Annotated in this window: 13 protein-coding genes and 1 pseudogene; 8 read left to right on the forward strand and 6 right to left on the reverse strand. The window is 62.6% G+C overall.

Going from position 1 to position 21,456, the window contains the following annotated elements; translation table 11 throughout:
* Nucleotides 1–119: 119 nt before the first annotated feature.
* Nucleotides 120–302 (reverse strand): annotated as a pseudogene (locus tag N3C12_00965) (DUF1614 domain-containing protein).
* A gap of 228 nt (nt 303–530) precedes the next feature.
* Between N3C12_00965 and N3C12_00970 the strand changes: the two are divergent.
* The 3 genes from N3C12_00970 (at nt 531) to N3C12_00980 (ending at nt 6,835) form a co-directional block, all read left to right on the forward strand.
* Nucleotides 531–1,691, forward strand: coding sequence for an HIRAN domain-containing protein (locus N3C12_00970; GenBank protein MCX8071009.1), 1,161 nt, complete (start codon nt 531–533; stop codon nt 1,689–1,691).
* A gap of 185 nt (nt 1,692–1,876) precedes the next feature.
* Nucleotides 1,877–5,425, forward strand: coding sequence for a methionine synthase (gene metH, locus N3C12_00975; GenBank protein MCX8071010.1), 3,549 nt, complete (start codon nt 1,877–1,879; stop codon nt 5,423–5,425).
* A gap of 324 nt (nt 5,426–5,749) precedes the next feature.
* The gene (locus tag N3C12_00980; protein MCX8071011.1) at nt 5,750–6,835 is read left to right on the forward strand and encodes a cytochrome-c peroxidase; all 1,086 of its coding nucleotides are present in this window, start codon (nt 5,750–5,752) and stop codon (nt 6,833–6,835) included.
* A gap of 233 nt (nt 6,836–7,068) precedes the next feature.
* Here the strand turns inward: N3C12_00980 and N3C12_00985 are convergent, their stop codons facing one another.
* Nucleotides 7,069–10,059: a fibronectin type III domain-containing protein gene (locus tag N3C12_00985; protein MCX8071012.1), complete on the reverse strand. Its 2,991-nt coding sequence runs from the start codon at nt 10,057–10,059 to the stop codon at nt 7,069–7,071.
* 427 nt (nt 10,060–10,486) lie between these two features.
* On the reverse strand, nt 10,487–10,663 hold the full coding sequence (locus N3C12_00990) for a hypothetical protein (GenBank protein MCX8071013.1): 177 nt from the start codon (nt 10,661–10,663) through the stop codon (nt 10,487–10,489).
* A gap of 291 nt (nt 10,664–10,954) precedes the next feature.
* Between N3C12_00990 and N3C12_00995 the strand changes: the two genes are divergently transcribed.
* The 3 genes from N3C12_00995 (at nt 10,955) to N3C12_01005 (ending at nt 15,913) form a co-directional block, all read left to right on the forward strand.
* Entirely contained in the window at nt 10,955–11,521 is a 567-nt protein-coding gene (locus tag N3C12_00995) for a hypothetical protein (protein MCX8071014.1), read from the forward strand.
* A gap of 297 nt (nt 11,522–11,818) precedes the next feature.
* A complete protein-coding gene (locus tag N3C12_01000; GenBank protein ID MCX8071015.1) occupies nt 11,819–14,623 on the forward strand; it encodes a hypothetical protein in 2,805 nt (934 codons plus the stop codon).
* A gap of 48 nt (nt 14,624–14,671) precedes the next feature.
* Complete coding sequence (locus N3C12_01005) at nt 14,672–15,913, forward strand: hypothetical protein (GenBank protein MCX8071016.1); 1,242 nt, start codon at nt 14,672–14,674, stop codon at nt 15,911–15,913.
* 257 nt (nt 15,914–16,170) lie between these two features.
* On the opposite strand, the gene N3C12_01010 is transcribed toward N3C12_01005, so the two are convergent.
* Genes N3C12_01010 through N3C12_01020 form a run of 3 tightly spaced genes read right to left on the reverse strand, consistent with a single transcriptional unit; the run spans nt 16,171 to nt 19,734 of the window.
* Nucleotides 16,171–17,184 (reverse strand): ABC transporter permease, encoded by a 1,014-nt coding sequence (locus N3C12_01010; GenBank protein ID MCX8071017.1) that lies wholly within the window; start codon nt 17,182–17,184, stop codon nt 16,171–16,173.
* A gap of 1 nt (nt 17,185) precedes the next feature.
* Nucleotides 17,186–18,757, reverse strand: coding sequence for an ABC transporter ATP-binding protein (locus N3C12_01015; protein ID MCX8071018.1), 1,572 nt, complete (start codon nt 18,755–18,757; stop codon nt 17,186–17,188).
* 8 nt (nt 18,758–18,765) lie between these two features.
* Complete coding sequence (locus tag N3C12_01020) at nt 18,766–19,734, reverse strand: BMP family protein (protein ID MCX8071019.1); 969 nt, start codon at nt 19,732–19,734, stop codon at nt 18,766–18,768.
* Between the two features lie 78 nt (nt 19,735–19,812).
* On the opposite strand from N3C12_01020, the gene N3C12_01025 reads away from it, so the two are divergent.
* Together N3C12_01025 and N3C12_01030 are read left to right on the forward strand one after the other, a co-directional pair.
* Nucleotides 19,813–20,670: a metal ABC transporter substrate-binding protein gene (locus N3C12_01025; GenBank protein ID MCX8071020.1), complete on the forward strand. Its 858-nt coding sequence runs from the start codon at nt 19,813–19,815 to the stop codon at nt 20,668–20,670.
* Entirely contained in the window at nt 20,667–21,455 is a 789-nt protein-coding gene (locus tag N3C12_01030) for a metal ABC transporter ATP-binding protein (GenBank protein MCX8071021.1), read from the forward strand. Before N3C12_01025 ends, N3C12_01030 begins: the two co-directional genes overlap by 4 nt.
* Nucleotide 21,456 lies beyond the last annotated feature (1 nt).

The following is a 21,456-nucleotide window of genomic DNA, read 5'->3' on the forward strand; positions in this document are numbered from 1 at the left end:
GGCGTGTGGCCGAGGTGCGGCATTTCGCAACCGAAGAGAAACATTTCTCGAAGTTGCTTGCCGTGCGGGGGCGCTCTCCACGTGCACTGAGGGAGAGTGCAGCCCTTTCTCCCCCCAGCCTACGCATGCAGGGCGGCGAGGATGCCGGTGACGAAGATACCGTCGAAGGTGCCGGCGCCGCCAATCGAGGCAATCGGAGCACCGAGGCCAGCAACTTTGTCCAGATTGAGTAAGTCCGGCCCAATGAGTGTCCCGAGGCTCCCGCTAATGTACACCAGCGCCGGTGCCCGTGGGCGCGACAGCGAATCGCTACGTCCAGCCCAGCGACCACCTGCCGGGCGATTTCGCGTTGACCTCTTGGCGCGAACGGCGTATGCGCCGAGTCGCAGGGTGAAGGGATGCACCAGAGTGAGCCGCAAAGCGAGACCTGCATACTGCACGAGAGCTCCGGTGGAGAATCTGCAGCGCTGTCTGCAGGAGGCAGAGCCCGGCGCGATCTCTTGCTGCGCGCTCGCGAATCCTTCGCCCAAATGCGCACGCTCTTCGGCGCTTGGTTGCGGCGAGCAGTGGGCCAGCGGGCGAGTGCCCAAGAGTTCGAAGGCCCACCCGGTCACGAGCCGCTGTCCGTGCCGGTTGTGGGCATTGCTTACGAACCCCGCAACGAACTCGTGCGACTCCTGAAGTTGCGGGATCCTGTATGGCTTTGGCGTGAACCCCTGAACCCTTTCGATGGCAACGCCATCGCCGTAGCGAACGAGCGCGGCGTCAAGTTCGGCCATCTCAGTCGCCGCTTGGCTGCGATCTTGGCTGGGTTCATGGACCAAGGCCACAATCCCGTGCCCGCTGTGGTCACGGAAGTGGCGAGCGACGTGAGAGGCGGTTTGCTCGGGCTCAAAGTGGGCTTTTACTTGCCCGAGGCTCTGGTGGAGCAAATTCAGGCGGCGGCACGGCCAGACATCGCTTACTGCTTCGAAATCGGCCAGGCCGGCACGAAGTATCTCTCGCTCGACTGCGACGAGCCGACGTTGCACGAGGTAATGGAGCGGCTCCAACGTACGGGTTACCGCTGCGTACGCCACGCGATGAGTGCCCGCGCGGCCATCGATGGGCACCAGTACCGCTGGTACGTCGTTCTCGAGGGGGACGCGAATGAGGAACGTGTGCAAGAATTCTTTGCCCGCGAGTTTGGGCTGGTGCCCCTGCAGCGACAACTCGAGGAGCGAGAGAACGAGTGGATGGAGCTGTTCGAGCAAGAAAAAGCGGGACTGCAAAAGACCATCACGGAGCTGCGGGAGGAACTCCGGCAGGCACGCGCGATGGCGCAGGAGATTGTGGCACAGAACCGCCGTACCGAACGGCAGGTGCGCAAGGCCCAACGAGAAGAGTTGCCGAAGCTCCTGACCTTGTTGTTGCCGGAGATCGAGCTGCTGCGTGACTCGTTGGACGTGATCGCCATGGAGTTACCGAGTTACGAGGACGTCCTCGGCAAATTGCGGCTTTTGGCCACTGCGCCCAATCGAGTGCGTGCTAAGCGGGTGCAAACCGCTCCTGAGTGGAGCGAGCTCCGCTACTCGACTGGCCGGGGTGACGACGGCCGTCTCTACTTCAAGCGCGTTCAAGATCGGTACGCGGTGCTCGTGTCGCTCAAGACGCAACAAGAACGCGACATGGCTTACCTGAAAAAGCACTGAGGGGCAGGGCGAGCGTTGTTCACCCCTATGGTCAGGACGCCGGACCTGCCTGCCGGGCGCGTGCGCGCGAGTCGCTGAAAGCAAGTGCAGCTCCTCGGGGCGGGGCGGCGCGACGCGCTTGGCTTTGCCCGGCTCGCGGCGCGCACGGTTGCGGCATCGAGGGTTTGGGCTATGGGATTTTCCCTATGCAGCCTGAGGAGCGGATTGCCGCGCTGCGCGCTAGCCTGGAGCGACGCATCTTGGTTCTCGACGGTGCCATGGGCACTGCCATTCAGGGGTTTGCGTTGTCCGCTGAAGACTTCGGTGGGGCAGCGCTGGAAGGGTGCAATGAAAACCTGGTGCGCACGCGTCCGGACGTCATCGAGTCCATCCATCGTGGCTACCTCGAAGCTGGGGCGGACATCATTGAAACCAACACCTTTGGCGGCACGCGCTTGGTTTTGGGTGAATACGGACTGCAGGACGACGTGTACGAAATCAATTTCCGCGCGGCGGAACTCGCGCGCAAGGTGGCAGATGCGGCCAGCACCCCCGACTGGCCGCGGTTCGTGGCGGGCGCAATGGGGCCAGGCACGAAAACAATTTCACTGACTGGAGGTGTAACCTTCGATCAGGTGCGCGCACTCTTTGCCGAGCAAGCGCGGGCTTTGATCGAGGGGGGCGTGGACCTTCTTTACTTGGAAACCCAGCAGGACACCCTCAACGTCAAAGCCGCCCTCTTGGGCATCGACGATGCGTTTGCGCAAGTCGGCCGGAGTGTGCCGGTGGTGTTGTCGGTGTCGATTGAAACCATGGGCACGATGTTGGCGGGGCAAACCATCGAGGCCTTATATACCTCGGTGGAACACCGTGACTTGTTCGCCATCGGCATGAACTGCGCCACTGGCCCGGATTTCATGACCGACCACTTGCGTGCCCTCGCGGAAATCTCCCGCTTCCCCATTTCCGTGTATCCGAACGCTGGCCTGCCCGACGAACATGGGCACTATCATGAAACGCCCGCTGATCTAGCCCGAAAAGTCGAGCGGTTTTGCGCGGCTGGCTGGGTAAACATCATCGGGGGCTGCTGCGGCACAACGGCGGAACACATCCGCTTGCTTGCGGAGGTGGCGCGCCGGCACAAACCGCGGCAAGCCAAGCCGCCGCGTCGCTCGGCGGTTTCGGGAATGGAGGTACTGGTGATCGACGAAGACACGCGCCCCATTCTCGTCGGTGAGCGCACCAACGTGCTCGGTAGCCGGCAGTTCAAGAAACTGATTGCCGAGGGCGCGTGGGAAATGGCCGCGGAGGTGGGGCGCAACCAAGTACGCAAAGGCGCACACGTGGTGGATGTGTGCCTGCAGGATCCCGACCGCAATGAGGTCGAAGACGTGCGCCGTTTTCTCGAGGTGCTGGTCAAGGCGATCAAAGTGCCGATCATGATCGACACCACCGACCCGGCGGTGGTCGAGGAGGCGCTGAAGCGGACCCCGGGAAAATCGATCATCAATTCCGTGAACTTGGAGGATGGCGAAGCACGCATTGCTCGAGTTGTGCCCTTGGCACGCGCTTACGGTGCGGCGCTGGTTGTGGGGTGCATCGATGAGGACAAGGTCCAGGCGCAAGCCATCACCAAAGAGCGCAAGCTTGCCATCGCCTTGCGTGCATACGAGCTCCTGACTCGCAAGTACGGTGTGCCGCCAGAAGACATCTTCTTTGACGCCTTGGTGTTTCCTGTCGGTACGGGCGACCCGAACTACATCGGTTCGGGAGCGGAAACCATCGAAGGGATCCGAGCCATCAAGCAAGCGCTACCGCAATGCAAAACGATTCTCGGCATTTCGAACGTTTCGTTCGGACTGCCACCGGCTGGGCGCGAAGTGCTCAACTCCGTGTTCCTCTACCACGCCGTACAGGCAGGCCTCGATTTGGCCATCGTCAATACCGAGAAACTGGAACGCTACCCTGCCATTCCTGAAGAGGAACGCCGCCTCGCGGAAGACTTGATTTGGTGGCGCGGCCCAGATCCGGTCGGGGCGTTTACCGCGCATTTTCGTGCCAAGGCGCCGCAGGAAAAAAAGGAACCGGTACGCGATTTGCCGCTCGATGAGCGCCTCGCACGGTACATCGTGGAAGGATCGCGCGACGGCCTGTTCGCCGACCTGGACGAAGCGCTCCGCACCCGCACGCCGCTGGAAATTATCAACGGCCCGTTGATGGCCGGTATGGACGAAGTGGGCCGCTTATTCGCCGAAAATAAGCTGATTGTGGCCGAGGTCCTGCAGTCAGCCGAAGTGATGAAAGCCGCAGTGGCCTACCTCGAGCCGCACATGGAAAAAACCGATGCTTCCCTGCGCGGCACCATCGTACTCGCCACCGTGAAAGGCGATGTCCATGACATTGGAAAAAACCTCGTGGACATCATCCTGAGCAACAACGGCTTTCGGATCATCAACTTGGGCATCAACGTGCCGCCTCAAGAGTTGATCCGTGCGTACCAGGAGCACCGCCCGGATGCGATTGGGCTTTCCGGCTTGCTCGTGCGCTCCGCACAAATGATGGTGACCACCGGCCAAGAACTGCGAGAGGCTGGCATTGCGTGCCCGATCTTGGTGGGTGGTGCGGCGCTGTCGAACCAGTTTACCCGCACGCGCATTGCCCCCGCATACCAGGGCTTGGTTGCGTACGCGCGCGATGCGATGACGGGGCTCGATCTGGCCAAACAAATTACCGATCCGGAAAAGCGTGCCGAACTCGAGCGTCGACTGCGCGAGGAGACAGAGCGTTTGCTCGGACAAACCGCGGCACGCCCTGCGCCAGAGAGAGCGGAGAGCGCGCCGCAGCGATCCCATGTGGAACCGGTGGCGGAAGTTCCCGTGCCGCCGGATTTGAAGCTGCACGTGATCGACAACTACGACCTCGACACCATCTTCGAGTACATCAACCCAAAGATGCTCTATAACCGGCACTTGGGCTTCCAGGGCGAGTTCGAGGCGGCACTAGCGCGCGGCGAGCGCACCGCCCGCGAGCTGGCGGAGCGCGTCGCGGAGGTCCAAGCGTTTATGGTCCAGCACCCGCAGTTGCGCGCTCGCGCGGTTTACCGCTTCTTCCGTGCTGCCAGTGAAGGCAACCGGCTGCACATCCTCAGTAGCGACGGGAGCCGAATCTTGGCGACCTTTCGTTTCGGGCGCCAATCCGATCCGCCGTACCTGTGCTTGGCTGATTATGTGTGGCCGCTGTCTTCCGGGCACGCCGACTACTTGTGCCTGTTCGCCACGACCATCGGCCCCGATGTCCGCCCCATTGCGGAGGAGTGGAAGGCGCAAGGCGACTATTTGCGTTGTCACATTTTGCAAGTGCTGGCACTCGAGGGGGCCGAGGCATTCGCGGAACTTTTGCATAAGAAGATCCGCGAAATGTGGGGCTTTCCCGATCCGCCGGGAACGACCAAGAGAGACCTGTTCCAAGCCAAGTATCGGGGACGCCGCTATTCGTTCGGGTATCCCGCATGCCCGCGCTTGGAAGATCAAGCGATTCTGTTCGACTTGCTGCAGGTCACCGAGCACATCGGGGTCCGGCTGACGCAAGGTTACATGATGGACCCAGAGGGGTCGGTTTCTGCCTTGGTGTTCCATCACCCGGAAGCGCAGTACTTCCGCCTGTCGCAAAGCGACATCGAGGCGCTCGAACGGGAACTGAGCGAAGCGGATGCGGCCGGAAGGCCCGTGACAGCATCGCCAACGTCGGCGGCGTAGAGGCTGAGTGGCCCGCTGCGGCGTCGCTTCCGTGGTCAGGGCGAATACGGCCTGAAGCTCCGCCTCGCAATAGCCTTTTTGGTCAGCCCCTCACTGAGGGACACGATGCTGATGCTGTGGCAACGTGTCGCGCATTTTCTCTCTTGTGCAACGCAGTGCGGCATGGAAGGTTGGAAACGCTGTGCGGGAGCTGGGCTGTCTCCTGTCGTTGCTGGTTGCGGTTGTGATCCTGAGCGGCTGTGGCAGCGATGGTGACGCAGCCGTCGGGTTGGATGCGGAGCTCGCGCGCGTGCGTCGGCTGCGGGGGCCGCGCCCCTGGCGAGCGTGTCGGACCGGTCTCCGGCTTTGCTGCGGTTGGGCCAGTTCTTGTTTTTCGACAAGGAATTGAGCGGCAATCGCGATATCGCCTGTGCCACTTGCCACCACCCGCGATTCGCGTCGGGCGACGGCGTGTCGCTATCCATCGGCACCGGAGGGAGTGGGCTTGGACCGGAACGCTCACTAGGCCGAGGCCGGCCTTTCATTCCCCGGAATGCCGCCGAACTCTTCAATCGCGGGGACCAACTGTGGTCAACGATGTTTTGGGACGGCCGGGTGGCTGGCTCTCCAGCGGGTGGTTTTCGCACGCCGGCGGGCACGCTGCTGCCGGCCGGTATCTCGAGTATTCTGGCCGCTCAGGCGATGTTCCCGGTAACATCGCGCGACGAGATGCGTGGGCATCCGGGAGATCGTGAGGTATTCGGCAAGCCCTACGAGCTCGCGGACGTTCCCGACGATGCGTTTACCCAAATTTGGGCTCTTTTGATTCAGCGGCTGCTAGACATCCCGGAGTACGTCGCCTTGTTTGCCGCAGCCTTTCCCGGGGTTGCGGTGGATACATTGGGCTTTGAACATGCTGCAGAAGCGATTGCGGCATTCGAAGCCGAGATGGGCAACTTGGTGAACTCTCCGTGGGATCGATACTTGCGCGGCGAGACGACTGCCCTTTCCGAAGCGGCAAAGCGCGGCGGGCTGCTGTTTTACGGAGAAGCGCGATGCGCGCACTGTCATGCGGGCCCGTTGCTGACCGATCAGCGGTTTCACGTCCTGGCAGTGCCCCAATTAGGGCCAGGCAAAGGGGCTGAGGCACCAGAGGATTTTGGCCGTGGGCGCGAAACTGCCGATCCGCGCGACCTTTACGCCTTCCGCACGCCGCCCCTGCGCAATGTGACGGTGACCGGACCGTGGATGCACGACGGAGCATACACGAGCCTCGAAGCCGCGGTGCGCCACCACCTAGATGTGTGGCAAGCGTGGGAGGGGTACGATGTGTCGCAGCTTGATGAGCGCTTGCAGCCCACCGTACAAGGGGGTGCGCACGAACGCGCGCAAATGTTCGCAAACTTGGGTCCCTTGCTCCGCGAGCCCTGAGGCTCCGTGACGACCAGGTTGCCGACTTGCTGGCATTTTTGGAGGCTCTGACCGATCCGGCGGTATTTGGCCTCGACCGGTTTGTCCCACAGCGCGTGCCGAGCGGCTTGCCTGTGGATCGTTGAACTCGGAAGTCTAAAACCCAGTGCACGCGTGAGTGGGATATACCCTTGGGGACTAACTCCCGTCGTGTGAGTCCGGCGGAAGAGACGCGTCGATGCCCGTTGTTGGGGTTAGTGTAACGTCAACCGCTCCCACCAAGTGGTGAGCGCCGCCCAAATCGAGTGCGCGAAGACACGTAGCAGAAGCGTTCGCTTGAGGCCGCGCGCTTCCTCGCCAAAGCCGATTTCTCCAACCGCCCCAATCCGGCACACGTGCGGCGGCGTCCACTCCCCGACCTCATCGCCGGCACCGACGGCGCGCACCCGAAATTCGTACTCGGTGCCGTCGATGAGATTCGCGATCGTAGCGCGGGTGGACTGCAATCGCTGCTGTTGCCAGTCTTCGCCTCCCTTGCGGCGCCAGGCGATGTCGTAGCTCGTTGCTCCGGTGGACGGCGGATCCCACACCACGTGTGCGGCACCAGCCGTGGGATTGACGAGAACAGCGCGCGGCACACCGGGCGCCACTGCTGCCGGCGGTGAAGACCCCCGCTGTTCTCGAATCCACGCGAGCAGGTCGCGCGGCAGGACGACGTCCGAACCAGCCGGCGAACGCAAGTAAACGACCGTCGGCGGGTAGAAAAACGATCGAGCGCTGCGTTGGAGCTCCGCCGGCGGTGCGTCCCCGCGGTAAGGCGCGAGCAACAGGCGGAAGCGGTGCGACTGGCCGTTGAAGCTCGGCCCGTTAGGCCGAAACTGTGCGCCTTTCCGCTCGGCGATCTCGTTCGCGATCCCCGAGCCGCCGAGGTGAGAGTAGTCCATTTGCCGGCCATGGTACGAGCCGAAAGGATTCACCCAAATCCTTTGCTGGCCATCGATCTCTCGCAGCCGCATCGGTGCGAACGCCGGGGAGCTCCAGGTGTCGGCGCACTGTGCGAGCAGCAAGCCCCGCTCACCGTCCGTAATGGCCACCCAGCCGGCCGTGACTTGATGGTTGAAGGAGTCCCACGAGGCGTTGCGCGGGTTGACGTCGGCATAATTTAAGTCATACGAGGAGGTGATGCCAAGCCAATTATGCTTCCACACGCGCAGCGGCCGCCGGTGCGTGCCGCGCAGGTTCGGCTCGATTGGGAAGGGGGCAACTTCGACCCAACGCAGGTCGATATACCGGCGCAATTTCTGTTGTAGCGTGTGCAAAACGTCGCGTTTTGGCGTGTACGGGTACGCGACATGAACGTCGGCGATCACGCCGGGCGCGTTGGCAAACAGAGTCCAAGCAATCTCGATCTTTACCGTGTTGTTGTTGTCCTCCGCGGGGAGCGCAATCGTTGCCACTGAGCGCCGGCGCTCCACAGGACCACTGCTGGCCAGTAGATCGCCCTCCGCGCTTCGCCAGCTCGCCTCGAAGGTCCGAGGCTCGTTGCCGACGCGGTAGGTAACGAACGGCCGGACCCAGTTTTGGCCGGCAACGTCGAAGTCGTCGGTCGCGAGGGCAACGAGGCGCCCAGCGGCATCCCACTTCGCACTCACGGAGGCGTTCGGCGTGTCGATGCCGGCTGCGCCCGGCTTCTCTGGGGCGGGTTGTGCCGCATGGGCGAACGGGCCTTGGAGGCGTACGCACACTCGCTGCTGTTCTCGGCCCACGAGCGGCAGCAGGAACCAAAGCTCCGCAGATTTAGGCGGTGCATCGAGCTCCTGCAGCGGGACGACCGCTGCGGGCAGGCTTTGGCCATTGGCTGTGGTAACCTGCACGTCACGGACTGGTGCGGGCCACCAGATCGGCACCCGTACGAACGAAGTGGCGGTGCGGTCGCCAGGGTCTCGTAGGTCGGCCACCAGCAGTTCATAGTCGCAGGCTGCCAGCGAGGAGTGTCTACTGTGTACACGCTCGGCAGCCAGCCGCTCAGCGGCGCTTGCTTGCTCGAGGGCGAGGCGCACGGTTCGTTCTGCGACCTCTTGGCGCTCTTCGTTGACTAGGGGCGTGCTCATGCCGAAGTGGGTGGTGGACAGTGCGCGTATGCGCTCGAAAAACGCGCTGTAGCGGCCAGTGAACAACAACCCGTGCACGCGGGCGCGACTCTCCTCTTCAAGAGATTCAGCGAGAACGAGGGCGCGTTGTTCGGCCAGACGAGATTGTTCCAAGCGGGTCCACAGCCACTGACTGGGGAATTTCTCCGCCCAGGAATATTGGCCGTCCCAGGCGCCGTCGGCCATGTCTTGGCGGACGAGCACCGTACCCCGTGGCTGGTGGTGTTGGAGATACTCCTTCAGCGTGGTGAATTCGGCCCAATCGTAGCGGTTGACCGCGGTGATGTACTCCTCCAGTCCTCCCGTGTTCGGCAGCCAGCGCAAGAAGCGCGGCAGCCGCATCGGCAGCCAGGTTTCCGCGTCGGCGTCGAAGTTGATGTGGAGCAGGAGGTCCACAGGATCGCTTTGCGCAAGTTGCCAGCGTCGCAGGTGCAGGAGCCATCGCTCAAAGCTGCCGAAATTCACAATATCCCCGAGGCTCACTGCCGGCAGCAACACGATGCGCGGGCCCTCGGCTTCCGTTTTCAGCCAAAGCGGATTGAAGCGCTGGTCGGGGGGCAGCGCGGGCACGAAATTGGAAAATGCCGTGAACGGATAGTTCGAATACGCCAGCACCATGGCCGCGATGCCGTGCTCCTGGAGATAGGGAATCGTGCCGGTGGTGAACATGTACTCTTGCGGACGCAGGACGGGCGTGTACGTCGGGAAAAGATCTGCGACCCCGGAACCCCATGGATTGCGCACGGCCCACTCGAGGGTGGCGCGGAGCTCGCGCGCGGTCATGGCGCTGAACATGCCATTGTTGTACGGGGCGAGGATGACTTCGTCGCGGCCCGCGGCCACGCGCCGGCGGACGCGTTCGATGATGTCCGGGGCGTGGGCTGGCAGGATCGACTCGAGGGTGAACAAATTGTCGAACTCCCAGTAGCCGCGGGCGTCGCGGCCGGCGGCATTCGCCGCATCGAGAATGTCCAAGATCCCGCGCACGACGCGGATATCCGTACCAAAGCCGGCTTCGTCGGGAGTGTCCCCCCGCCAGGAGTGGTAGAAGTTGGCATGGAAGCCGAGCGCCACGTAAATTTTTGGTTCACGCATCGTTGGACGCGCAGGTTGAGTAGTTGCCCGTGCGACGTTGGCAAGGCACAGGGTGATTGTCAGCAGACGCCAAAACAGGAGCACGCGGCCGATGCTCGATGGGTGTCGCGCCACAGTCAAGTTGGCCTGTGGCTATGGGCCGCGTGTGAGGCGTCTGTCGACCCGACGAGTCGGCGCGACCGCTGCCGAGGGACGAGCGTCCGCCAGTTGTTCAGGACGCCCCGCGCGGCGCTGCAAGTGCGCCGACTTTGGAGATCACCCCACGGCCGGCGTGGCTGGGGAGATCACCCCGCGGCCGGCGTGGCTGGGGCACGCACCCCGAGCGCAGCCTCGGTGCTCACACTGCTGTGGTCGCACGGTGTATGCCCGGCGCCCCTCGCACCGCAACTCTTGCGGGGAGCGGCAGCGGAGGCTCCCGAATTTGCATTCACGAACGCTGCGAGCGGGCGGGAAACGGCACCATCTGTGCCCGACCTTTCTTGATCGGTGCCTTTCGCTTGGCGTCGGCGGCGTTCTTCTCCGCAGTCGTTTGCGAAGCGAGCGGAATGATCACGCTCCAGCGCTTTTGGTCCGTGAGCCATTTGCCCTTTGCCAACAACCGCATCCACATCCTCCTGCACAACGAGATGTTGCAGTGTGGTTGGGGCAACTCCTGTGCCAAGCAGCGTTTGGGGAACTGCCGATGGGTGGGTTTTGTTCACCGCACAATTTCGTGCAGGGGGAAGACGGAGATTGTACACAGAGCGCGCAGCGCGGTTCGTTCTTGGCTGGGGGAGAGCGCGCGGTCGCGGGTTCGTGAGCGGTGTGATCGAGTAGTGGGCGGGTTGTGTGGCGGGCGGGCACGTGGCAAGGCATTTGTGGTTGTGGGAGAGGCTGTTGTCGGATAGGTCGCGAAATGGAGTTTTTCCGCGAGACGAAGGTGCATCATCCAGCGGCGCGATTGCTCGAGGTGATGATCGAGCGCATGGAGGACATCGTGCCGTTCCTCCCCAACATTGCCGCGATCGAAACGTTGTCGGCCAAAAAGCATCGCGATGGTACGTGGGAAATTGCACGCCGTTGGGAGGCCAAGGCGGAGCAAGTGCCCAAACTCGTGCAGCCGTTTTTATCGCGGGAGTTGTTGCAGTGGCTTGACCATGCCCTGTGGGTGCCGAAGGAGTACAAGGTTGAGTGGCGGCAGGAGCCGGTGTACCGGGCCGCCGCCGACTTGTACACCTGCCATGGCACAAACTTTTTCCTGCCCCAGCCGGACGCGCCAGAGCGAGAAAGTCTCGTGCGCATCACTGGTTCGTTGTCCGTGTTCCCGGAGAAACTCCCTGGCGTGCCGGCATTCGTGGCAAGGCGTGTCGCCCCGCAGGTGGAGCGCTTCATCGTGCGCATGATCGAACCCAACCTTGTCGAATTGGCAGCCGGGCTCGAAGCCTATCTCAGCGGCCACAAACATCGCCCCCGGCGACGTTAGGCAGGGCTGATAGAAGGGGGCACCCGGCATCAAATCCGAGCGAGCTGCGCGCTCGAAGGTGTTCGCCTGCTAAAAGCGCAACCGGCGCACGCAAACGCCAGTGGTTCCCGCTGGGCGTCCGCAACGCAGGCAGCACGGCGCGGCTTGGGGAAGAGGCGCTCTGTTCGCGAACAAGTTCTAGAGTGCGGTCATTGGAACAAGATACAATTTTTCCCTTGCCTGCGGCCGGAGTACCAGGAAGACTAACGCCTGCAAACCGGAATAAAAGCTCCGTAAGTTTCGGGGAGGATCACAAAGATGGGGCGCAACGAAGGATGGCCGAAGCAAGCTTGGATTCTCGCGTTCGGCGGTGGGTTGTTCGCATTGTTGCCACCAACCACGAGTGTAGGTCGGCAAGTTGCCTTTGCGAACCAAGGCGGGGTAGGGGCGCTGTTTCGTCCTGCCTGGGTGCCCAACTACGGTCAGGTTGACTCCCGTGTTGCCTTTTATGCGAACACCTTTGCGGGTACCGCGGCCGTGCTGCGCGACGGCCGAGTCAGTTACACCGTGCGTCAAGCAGGCCGCTGTGCGGCGGCGAGCGAGTTGCGTCGACCGAGCCAGCCTGGTTGTGGGGATCAACAATGGACGATTTTCGAGGAACTGGAAGGCGGCAAGGTGCGAATGAGCGCCAGTGACCCAGGAAGTACTGTGACCCACTGGTTCCTGGGCAGCGACCCGCGTCGGTGGCGGTCGAACGTGCCAACATTCTCCACTGTAAAGCTGGGTGAGGTGTGGGCTGGCATCGAGGCGGAATTACGCTGTGGCACGCGCGATGTCGAGCGTGTGTTTGTGGTTTCTCCCAGTGGGAGGGTCGAGAGTATCCGGTTGCGACTTAAAGGAGCAACCGGCTTGCGGGTGGAGTCCGACGGTAGTTTGCGGGTGGACACCGGCTTGGGAGCGGTGCACTGGTCCGCCCCGGTTGCTTATCAGGTCATCGATGGGCAGCGGCGTGACGTGCCTGTGCGTTACCGCGTGCTGAGCGGTTCCAGAGTGGCGTTTTCGGTGGGCGAGTACGACCGCTCGGTACCGCTAGTGATCGACCCATATTTGAGCGCGACATTCCTTGGCGGGGCCCAGGACGATGTGGGTTATGCCGTGGTGCGTGCAACTGTGTTGAGCGTTGGGCAGGTGTTTTTCGTCGCTGGGGAGACAGCATCGCCATCGTTCCCGGGAGCTTCGTGGATGCCTGGATATCAGGGCACGAAGGCTGGCGGTCGCGATGCCTTCGTCGCTCGCCTTGCTGGTACCGGTCCTTCCGCTCTCAACCAAATTAGCTTCTTTGGCGGTGGCAACGACGATGTCGCAACTGCAATCGGGGTGGACGGGGACCCCGCCTCATGGGTGTTCGTGGCTGGAACCACCCAATCGAGCGACTTGCCGGAAACAACGGGTAACGCTCAGGCGACGGCCGGCGGTGGGGGCGAAGACGGGTTTGTCGCGAGATTCACTCCGGACTTGAGCAGCGTGGAGGCAACTTACCTCGGTGGCAGCGGTCAGGACTCGATTCGTTCGGTTGCAATCTTTTCGGGGGAGGTTTTCGTTGGGGGGACGACCACGTCCGACGATCTCCCGGGTAAGGCCGGCGGTGGACAAGACACGCGCGCGGGCGGGCAAGACATGTTCGTTGCGCGACTCCAGAGCGATTTGAGTGGTATTGCCCAGAGCACCTATTTAGGCGGTTCGGGTGATGACTTGCTGGCGCAGTTGGTGGTCGATGGGTCCACGCTGTTCATTGGCGGAGCGACGGACTCGCCGGACTTCCCGGCTGTACTGGGCGGCGCGCAGTCTTCCCTTGCGGGCTTGAAGGACGGAGTCCTCGCCAAGATGTCGCCATCGCTTGTAAGCTCGCCGGTGCAGGCGACATACTTCGGTGGGTCCGGTTACGACCAAGTCGCGGGAATCGCCGTTGTTGGTCCTTACGTGTACGCAGCGGGCTGGACCGACAGCGGCGTTCTGCCGGGCACGACGGGGAGCTTGCAACCGACGTACGGTGGTGGCCCTGCTGATGGGTTTGTACTGCGAGTGGATAACTCGCTCAGCTCGGGCGTGGTTGCGACGTTCTTCGGCGGTACGGCGGAGGACCGACTCAACGCGATCCAGGCATCTGGCGCTCAAGTCGTAACCGTGGGGACCACCGGATCTTCAGGGCTGCCGGGATTATCGGACGCGCTGCAACCTCTGCCGGGAGGGAACATCGACGGCGCTGTGGCCACCTTTTCGTCAGATCTTTCTTCGGGTGCGGCCAGCTTTTTTGGCGGAGCGCAGTTGGATGAACTGCATCAGTTGGGCGTGTTTACGGACCTCTACGGCTTGCCCCGGTTGGTGGTGGTGGGGGCAACGGAATCCGACAACGTCCCTGGCACCGACTTCGCCGCTCAACCGAGTCGCACGGGAGGTAAAGACGCAGTGGTGGCTGAACTCCCGCTCCCCGCAAAATTTCACTGCCCGGTGCAGCCTGTGAGTGGCTGCCTGCAACCAGTGAGCAGTACGGTAACGATCCAAGACCGCACCGGCAGCGGCCCCGACCCTAACGCCAAGGACAAGTTTTCTTGGACTTGGCGCGGCTCGGCGACGACTTCTTCGTTCGAGGATTTCGGGAATCCCATGATTGGTGGGCGAACCAGCTATTTGCTTTGTGCTTACGACGCAAGCGGATTAGTCGAGCAAGTGAAATTGGCGTTGCGGCTTCAGCCGGGAGGAATTTGCGGGGCAGGCGGCCAAGCTTGCTGGAAGCGCGTCCTGAAAAAGGGAACCCAACTGGGGTACGCGTTCCGTGATCCCACACTTGCACAGTCCGGTGTCTCGCGGGTACTGCTGCGCCGACATCCGACAAATCCACTCAAGGACATCATCAAATTCACCGGACGCGGTGGAAACTTAGCGCTACCGGCGCCGGTAAGCCCTAGTCAGTATGCGGCGGTGGACGCCACCTTTCGTGTGCAACTATTGCGCAACGACGGAGCGCGCTGTTGGGAGACGGTTTGGTCCGGTACAGGCGTGCGCCGCAACACGGCGACGCTGTTCAAGGCTGTTTGTGGCGGTAAAGGCCAGCCGCCTTGTTGAGGGCGATCGACAAATTCTGCTGGGTCGTCGGCCTCGAGGGAGGGAGCTATGGATCAGAGTGCGCGATTTGTGGTCGCTCGAGAAGCCGCGCGACTGTTTGTCGCGGTGGTGTGTTTGGCAGTTGGAGCGTTCTTACCTGCAGGGACCTACGCTTATAATTGCGGAAACCGCCCGTTTGGATCGCCGTACACGGTGAGCCCGCAGAGCAACTTGGTGTCCGCGGTTACGAATTACACGATCTCCACTTTTGTGCCCACGCTCGATGGCTGCGACATCACGACGGGTACGATTTTTAAGCTAACGTTTCCTGGAACAACCGATGTCAGCGGGGTGCCGGCAGCAGGCGGCACGCTGAACGGCCAGCCCATCACTGTGTGGCCGCAAGCAACGGGCAATAGTTTGCACTTCCAGTCGCCCATCGCGGTGGCCAATGGAGCGGGTATCACGTTGATTTTGAACGGGATCGTGAATGACAGCACGCCCGGACAGAAATACCTGTCCATGTCTGCCAGCCCTGTACAAAACGGCTCCATAGGTGCAACCCAGTTGGGTCCTTATGACCTCTCCGTCCCTACCGCGACCCCGACTTTCACACGGACGTTCACTCGAACGCCTACGTTCACGCCGACGAACACCCCTACGGAGACCACCACTCCGACGCCGACCGTGACTCCTACGCCCACGCAAACGGCCACGCCCACCGACACACCGACGCACACGCCGACGATTACGCCGACCCCAACCCCGACGGCAACTCCATCATACGCCTATTGTGAAGCCGGCCCCTCGAGTGGCTGCCTGAGCGCTGGGGCAGGGACCTTGCGCATTCAAGATGCGGTCAACGACAACCGCGATTCCCTGACGTGGGTGTTCCGCAAAGGCCCTGCGTTATCTCAAAGCGCGTTTGGTGACCCCGTCATGGGTTCTACAAGTTACGCTCTTTGTATCTACAACGGCACGACATTGGTCATGGAGGCGCGGGTCGGACCCTCCGCTCTCGCCTGGAAGGCGATCAAAAATGGGTACCGGTATCGCGATCGCGCGGGCCTCGTTGACGGTTATCGACGGCTGGTGTTGAAGGGTGGCGTTGCTGGTCGCTCGCGCCTTGTCGCCCGCCTCGCGGGCAGTCCGGTGCCCCTACTGACGCCAGTCAGCCCGACGCAGTTCCTCGATGCCACCGCCGGTGTGATTGTGCAGCTTCGGCAATCTGGCGGTGGTTGTTACGAGACCACGTTTACGCCATCCACTGTGCGCAAGAATTTGGGGAACAAGTTCGTCGCCAGGTACTGAGAGAAAACCAACTCGAGCACAAGCAGCGAAAGTGCCGGAGTGGTTGGTACGATCAGGATAGGCTGTTCGGGCGTTTCCGCCCGAAGGCTCCCGCTCGGGTGCGACGTTCGCGTTTCCCCGCTGCATCCGTTCTACGACGCGAGTGGGTTGCTGCGGAGGGCCCGGCCCACGCGTGGGGGGGGCGCGTTGCACGGGGTTCTTCGTAGAGGTTGCGTAGAAAGCAGGCGCCAGAACGCGTGGCGGCAGTGGTTCAACTTTCACCCCGCGCGGCGCCAGCGGTCGAAGGCAGCGAGGAACAAAATCACCCAGCCTTGCACCACGTAAACGACAACTGCGGACACACCCGCGGCGCGCTGCATGGCATTCGACCCGGCGTCGAGCGCTCCGAAAAATAGTGCCGCCAGCACCACGCCGAAGGGAGACAGCCGCCCGAGTAGCGCAACTGCAATCGCCGTGTAACCCCAACCGGGCGAGAAGCGCTCGTAAAGCCTGCGGGTGATTGCACTGAGTTCGACGCCCCCCGCAAGACCGGCTAAGGCGCCGCTGAACACGAAGGCCCAAAACAACCGGCGGCTGACCGCGATGCCGGCGAGCCGCGCTGCAGTTGGGTTAAGTCCGGCAGCACGCAACTCGAAGCCAACGCGCAACCGAAAGAGTCCGATGTGGGCCGCGATTGCTGCGAGCAAGGCCAGGAGCAAGCCAAGATGCAGCCGATAGGGGGCCAGTCGGGGTAGCTGGTAGGCCGCCGGCAGAGGATCGGTTTGCGGGTAGGTCCCGCCCTGCTCCATCAATGGCCCTTGCACGAGATAGCTCACGAGGGCGGCAGCGATGAAGTTGAGCATGATTGTGGCAATGACCTCGTTTACGCCCCGTTTGAGTTTGAGCACAGCCGCACAGCCGGCCCAGGCTGCGCCTCCCGCAGCAGCAGCCGCGAGCCCCAGGGCAAGCGCAGCCGCCTTCGGCAGCCACGCGCCGACCACTAGCGGTGTGGCGGCAAGTGCTAGCGCTCCGATCAGCAACTGTCCCTCCGCCCCGATGTTCCAGATGCCGGCACGAAACGACAGTGCGACAGCGAGGCCCGTGATCAGCAGCGGGCAGGCTTTGACCGCTAACTCCGCCAGGCTGTCGCGACTGCCAAAGGCTCCGTCGAGCAGTGCGGCGAACGCGAGTGCCGGGCTACTCCCGGTAAGCCAAACGACGGCGGCGCTCACGGCGAGGGCCAGGACCACGGCGGTTAGCGAGACACCGATCTCTACAGCCCAGCGGCGCATATCAGTTTGCCGAATTTGCTACGATGCCGCCCATCAATGCTCCGAGTTCTATTGGGTCGATGGGAGGCACCAACGGGGCACTGAGGCGGCCGCGATAGAGAACCGCCACGCGGTCGCTGAGCGCAAGGATTTCGTCGAGATCCGTGGAGATGAGGACTACTGCGGCGCCGTTCGTTGCCGCCGCGGCTAAGGTGTGAAACACGAAGCGAGTCGCAGCGAAGTCGAGTCCGCGCGTGGGGTTGGCAGCGATGAGAATTTCGGGTCTAGCGGCCAGCTCGCGAGCCAAAATCACGCGCTGCTGGTTTCCCCCGGAAAGGGTTCGCACCGGTGCGTCGAGGCCGGGTGCGCGAATGTTGTACTCTCGCACGAGGGCCTCCGCATGGGCGCGCGCTCGAGCCCAAGCGAGGGCACCGCTTGCACGGGTAAACTGCGCAAGCGTCCGGCAATGTAGCAGCAAGTTCTCGAACACCGTCATTTCGAGAATCAGCCCTTCGCGGTGGCGATCGGGCGGCACGAACCCAACACCGGCTTCGAGAACATCTGTCGGTTTGCGGGGGGTAACTGGCGTTCCCGCAATGCGCAGCGTGCCTGTGCGTAGGGGCCGGAGGCCGGCGAGGACCTCGAAGAGTTCGCGTTGCCCATTGCCATCCACGCCAGCAATGCCGAAGATCTCACCGGCGCGAACATTGAAGCTCACATCGCGCAGGGGGGTACCGAAGGGATCGTCCTCGGTGCCCACAGTTTCCAGTCGCAAAAGCTCTGCTCCGATGGAAGTCTGGGGCTTCGTCCACTCTGGTTGTCGTTCGCCAATCATCGCCTCGGCAAGCGTGTGCAGCTCGAAAAACGGCGCTTGGGCGCGGGCCACCACTTGGCCTTGGCGGAGCACGGTTACGCGGTCGGCAACTTCCGCCACTTCGGCAAGCTTATGGGAAATGAACAGTACGGCACGCCCGTCTGTCCGCAGGCGGCGGATGAGGGCGAAGAGTTGCTGGGTTTCTTGCGGCGTGAGCACCGCGGTGGGCTCGTCGAGAATGAGCACGCGGTTGGCACCCACCAATGCTTTCAAGATCTCCACCCGCTGGCGCGCACCGACGGAGAGATCGGCAATAGGTGAGTCGAGTGGCGGGATATCGAGCCCTGTGGTCTCAGCCCAGCGCCTGGCCCGCTCGGCGAGCGTCCGTGACGCGATGCGCCACTCGCGCGGTTCGGCCAAGGCGAGCGCCAGGTTTTCCGCCACCGTCATCGACTCGGCCAGGGCAAAGTGTTGGTGCACCATGGCGACGCCCAGCGCGCGGGCGTCGTTGGGGGAGCGCAACCGCACGGGGCGGCCCGCTAAACGAATTTCTCCGCTGTCGGGAAACTCCTCGCCCGCGAGGATGCGCATCAGCGTGGTTTTGCCCGCGCCGTTTTCTCCCACAATGGCATGGACCTCACCCGCATAGAATTCGGCATCCACACGAACCAACGCCGGGATCGTTCCGTACAGTTTGCGGATCCCGCGAACCTCGAGCACCACCCCGCCAGCGGAGGCCGCCAGCGTTGCAGGCGTGAGGCGGTTAGCGGTGACAACCATCGGTTCCGCTAAAACTCGACGGTGGGCACGCGGATCGTACCCGCAATGATGGCTGCTCGGGTTTCTTCGAGCCGCTTCTTCACTTCGGCAGGAATCAAGTGTTCGAGGCGCGGGTTCAACACCAAATCGACGACGCCGTCTTTCATGCCTTTGCGCTCGATTCGCCCGACGAATTTCCCTTCCTTCACTTCTTGGGCCACCTGTACAAACGCGCGCGGGATGTCGATCGTGGCGCTGGCGATGACTACGTCGGGCGCTACGTCGTTTTGGTTTTTGTTGGCTCCGAAAGCAAACACCTTCTTTTCTTGTGCCGCTTGAAACACTCCCAGGCCAGCGGCGTCGGCGTTGTGGAAGAGAAAGTCTGCCCCCTGCTGCACCAGAGCGAGGCTGGCGGTTTTCGCGCTGCCAACGTCTTCCCAGTTGCCGATGTACACGGTGGTCACTTGGAAGTCGGCGCGTGCCGCGTTCGCGCCTGCCTCGAAGGCCAAAATGGTGCTTTTCACTGAAGGGATTTCGATGCCACCGACGGCGCCCGCCTTGCCCGTTTTAGACATCAGCGCGGCGAGCATCCCTTCTAAGTAGGTTGCCTCCTCGAGCAGGAACCGCAGCGGCGCCATGTTCTTGCGCACCGTATTCCCCGAAGTGGTGATGAACACGGTGTTCGGATAGTCCGCAGCCACGGTAGCGGCCGCTTCTTGAAACTCGAACCCGTGCCCGAAGATCAGGTTGTACCCGCGGCGCGCAAAGTCGCGAAAACCCTCTTCGAATTCTGCCGGTGTCTTGGTTTGGATTTGGGCGATTTCCGCACCCAGTTGATCGCGGATTGCGAGCAGCCCTTCATAGGCGAGGGCGTTCCAGCCGGCGTCGCTCACGGGACCAGGGCTGAGTAGAGCAACTTTGAAGGGTTTCTTCTCCTCCGCATGGGCGGCTGCAAGCAGGAGCAGACCGGCGAGCGCCGACAGAACCAAGGTCTTCATGGCCTGCGGCTATAGCCAAGGCAATTTTGCGGCCGCAACCATTTGACGACAGGGCATTCGTTCGCGAGCATGCCCCGGATGTTTTCAGCCAGCGCGCTTTTGCTCGTGTTGCAATTCGCGTTCGCGGCCTCGGCTTGGGCGGCGCAACCAAAAGTGGTGGCCACGATTTTCCCACTGGCTTCTTGGCTTGCGGAATTGACGGAAGACACCGCGGAGGTGGAACAGCTTCTCCCGGCGGGGGCGAATCCCCATATGTTCGAGCCGCCGCCGGCCCAGGTGCGCGCACTCAGCCAAGCGATTTTGCTCGTAACCGTGGGAGCTGGCCTCGATGATTGGGCGGGCAAGATCGCCGTGGCAGCCGGGGGGAACTTGCACGTGCTGAGGCTCGCCGATCGCGTGCCCTTGCTGCCGCTCACGGGCGAACAGGGGCGGGATCCGCATTTTTGGCTCGACCCGATTCTCGTCCGCGACCATGTCATGCCCGCCCTCACCGATGCACTTGCGCGTGTGGCACCACAGCACGCCGGGGCGCATGCGGCCCGCGCTCGGCAGTGGAGCGAGGAGCTTTCGCGATTGGATGAGCGGCTGCGGCAGGAATTGGCTCCGGTCCGCGGGCGCGCCTACATTGCCGTGCACTCTGCCTGGCGGTATTTCGCGCACCGCTATGGGCTGGTGGAGGCAGCCACTGTGGAACCCGTGCCCGGAAGGGAACTGTCAGCAAAGGAAATGATTGCGCTTGTCGAACAGGTACGCCGAAGCGGAGCCCGCGCGCTGATTGTGGAGCCCTACGTGTTCTCGAAAGTGGCAAGCCAAATTGCTGCGGAGACTGGCATCCGGTTGGTTACTGTGGATCCTTTCGGCGGGGGTGCGTTGCACGGGGGCTACATCCGGTTGATGGAAGCGAACGCCCGGGCCTTTGTGGAGGCATTGCGATGACGACCACGCCCGCGCTCGTTGTAGAGACCCGCAAGCTCGAAGTGCGGCTCGATGGCAGGCGCGTGCTGTGGGACATCGACTTAGCCATCCCGCCCGGACGCTTCGTTGGCATTATTGGTCCCAACGGCGCCGGCAAGACCACGCTCTTGCGTGTGCTGCTCGGGCTGGTGCCAGCCTCTGGTGGGGAGGTGCGGGTGTTTGGCTTTCCGCCTCTAGAGGCGCGCAAACGCGGCTCGCGCATCGGTTACGTGCCCCAGCGACCGAAGTTCGACCCCTTTTTTCCTGTCTCCGTGTGGGACGTGGTCATGATGGGACGCGTGCCCCGCATTGGTTGGTTTCGCTGGCCACGACGGGAAGACCGTGTGCAAGTTGCCCGCGCGCTGGAGCTGGTGGGCATGCGCGGTCGCGAGCAGCGCCGGTTGGCGGAGCTTTCCGGGGGCGAACAACAACGCGTGTTTCTTGCGCGTGCGCTCTCCAGCGAGGCTCAACTGCTCCTGCTCGATGAAGCGACCACGGGCTTGGATTTACCCGCACAGCATGAGCTGTACGCCTTGCTGCAACGCCTCCGGCAGCAGCTCGGGTTGACGATTGTGGCCGTATCCCACGACTTGCTGGAGCTGGCCGCCCACGCAGAAGAGCTTGTGTGCATCAACGGGACCATGCACATTCACGGCAACCCGCAGGTGGTGTTGCACAGCCACGAACTGCGGGAAGCGTATCGCTGCGAGTTCGATTTCTTGTATGCCGACCGTGCCGGCCTCGATGCCGCGCACGGTGGAGAATGAG

The organism is Candidatus Binatia bacterium (genome assembly GCA_026415395.1).
Taxonomy (GTDB): domain Bacteria; phylum Desulfobacterota; class Binatia; order HRBIN30; family HRBIN30; genus HRBIN30.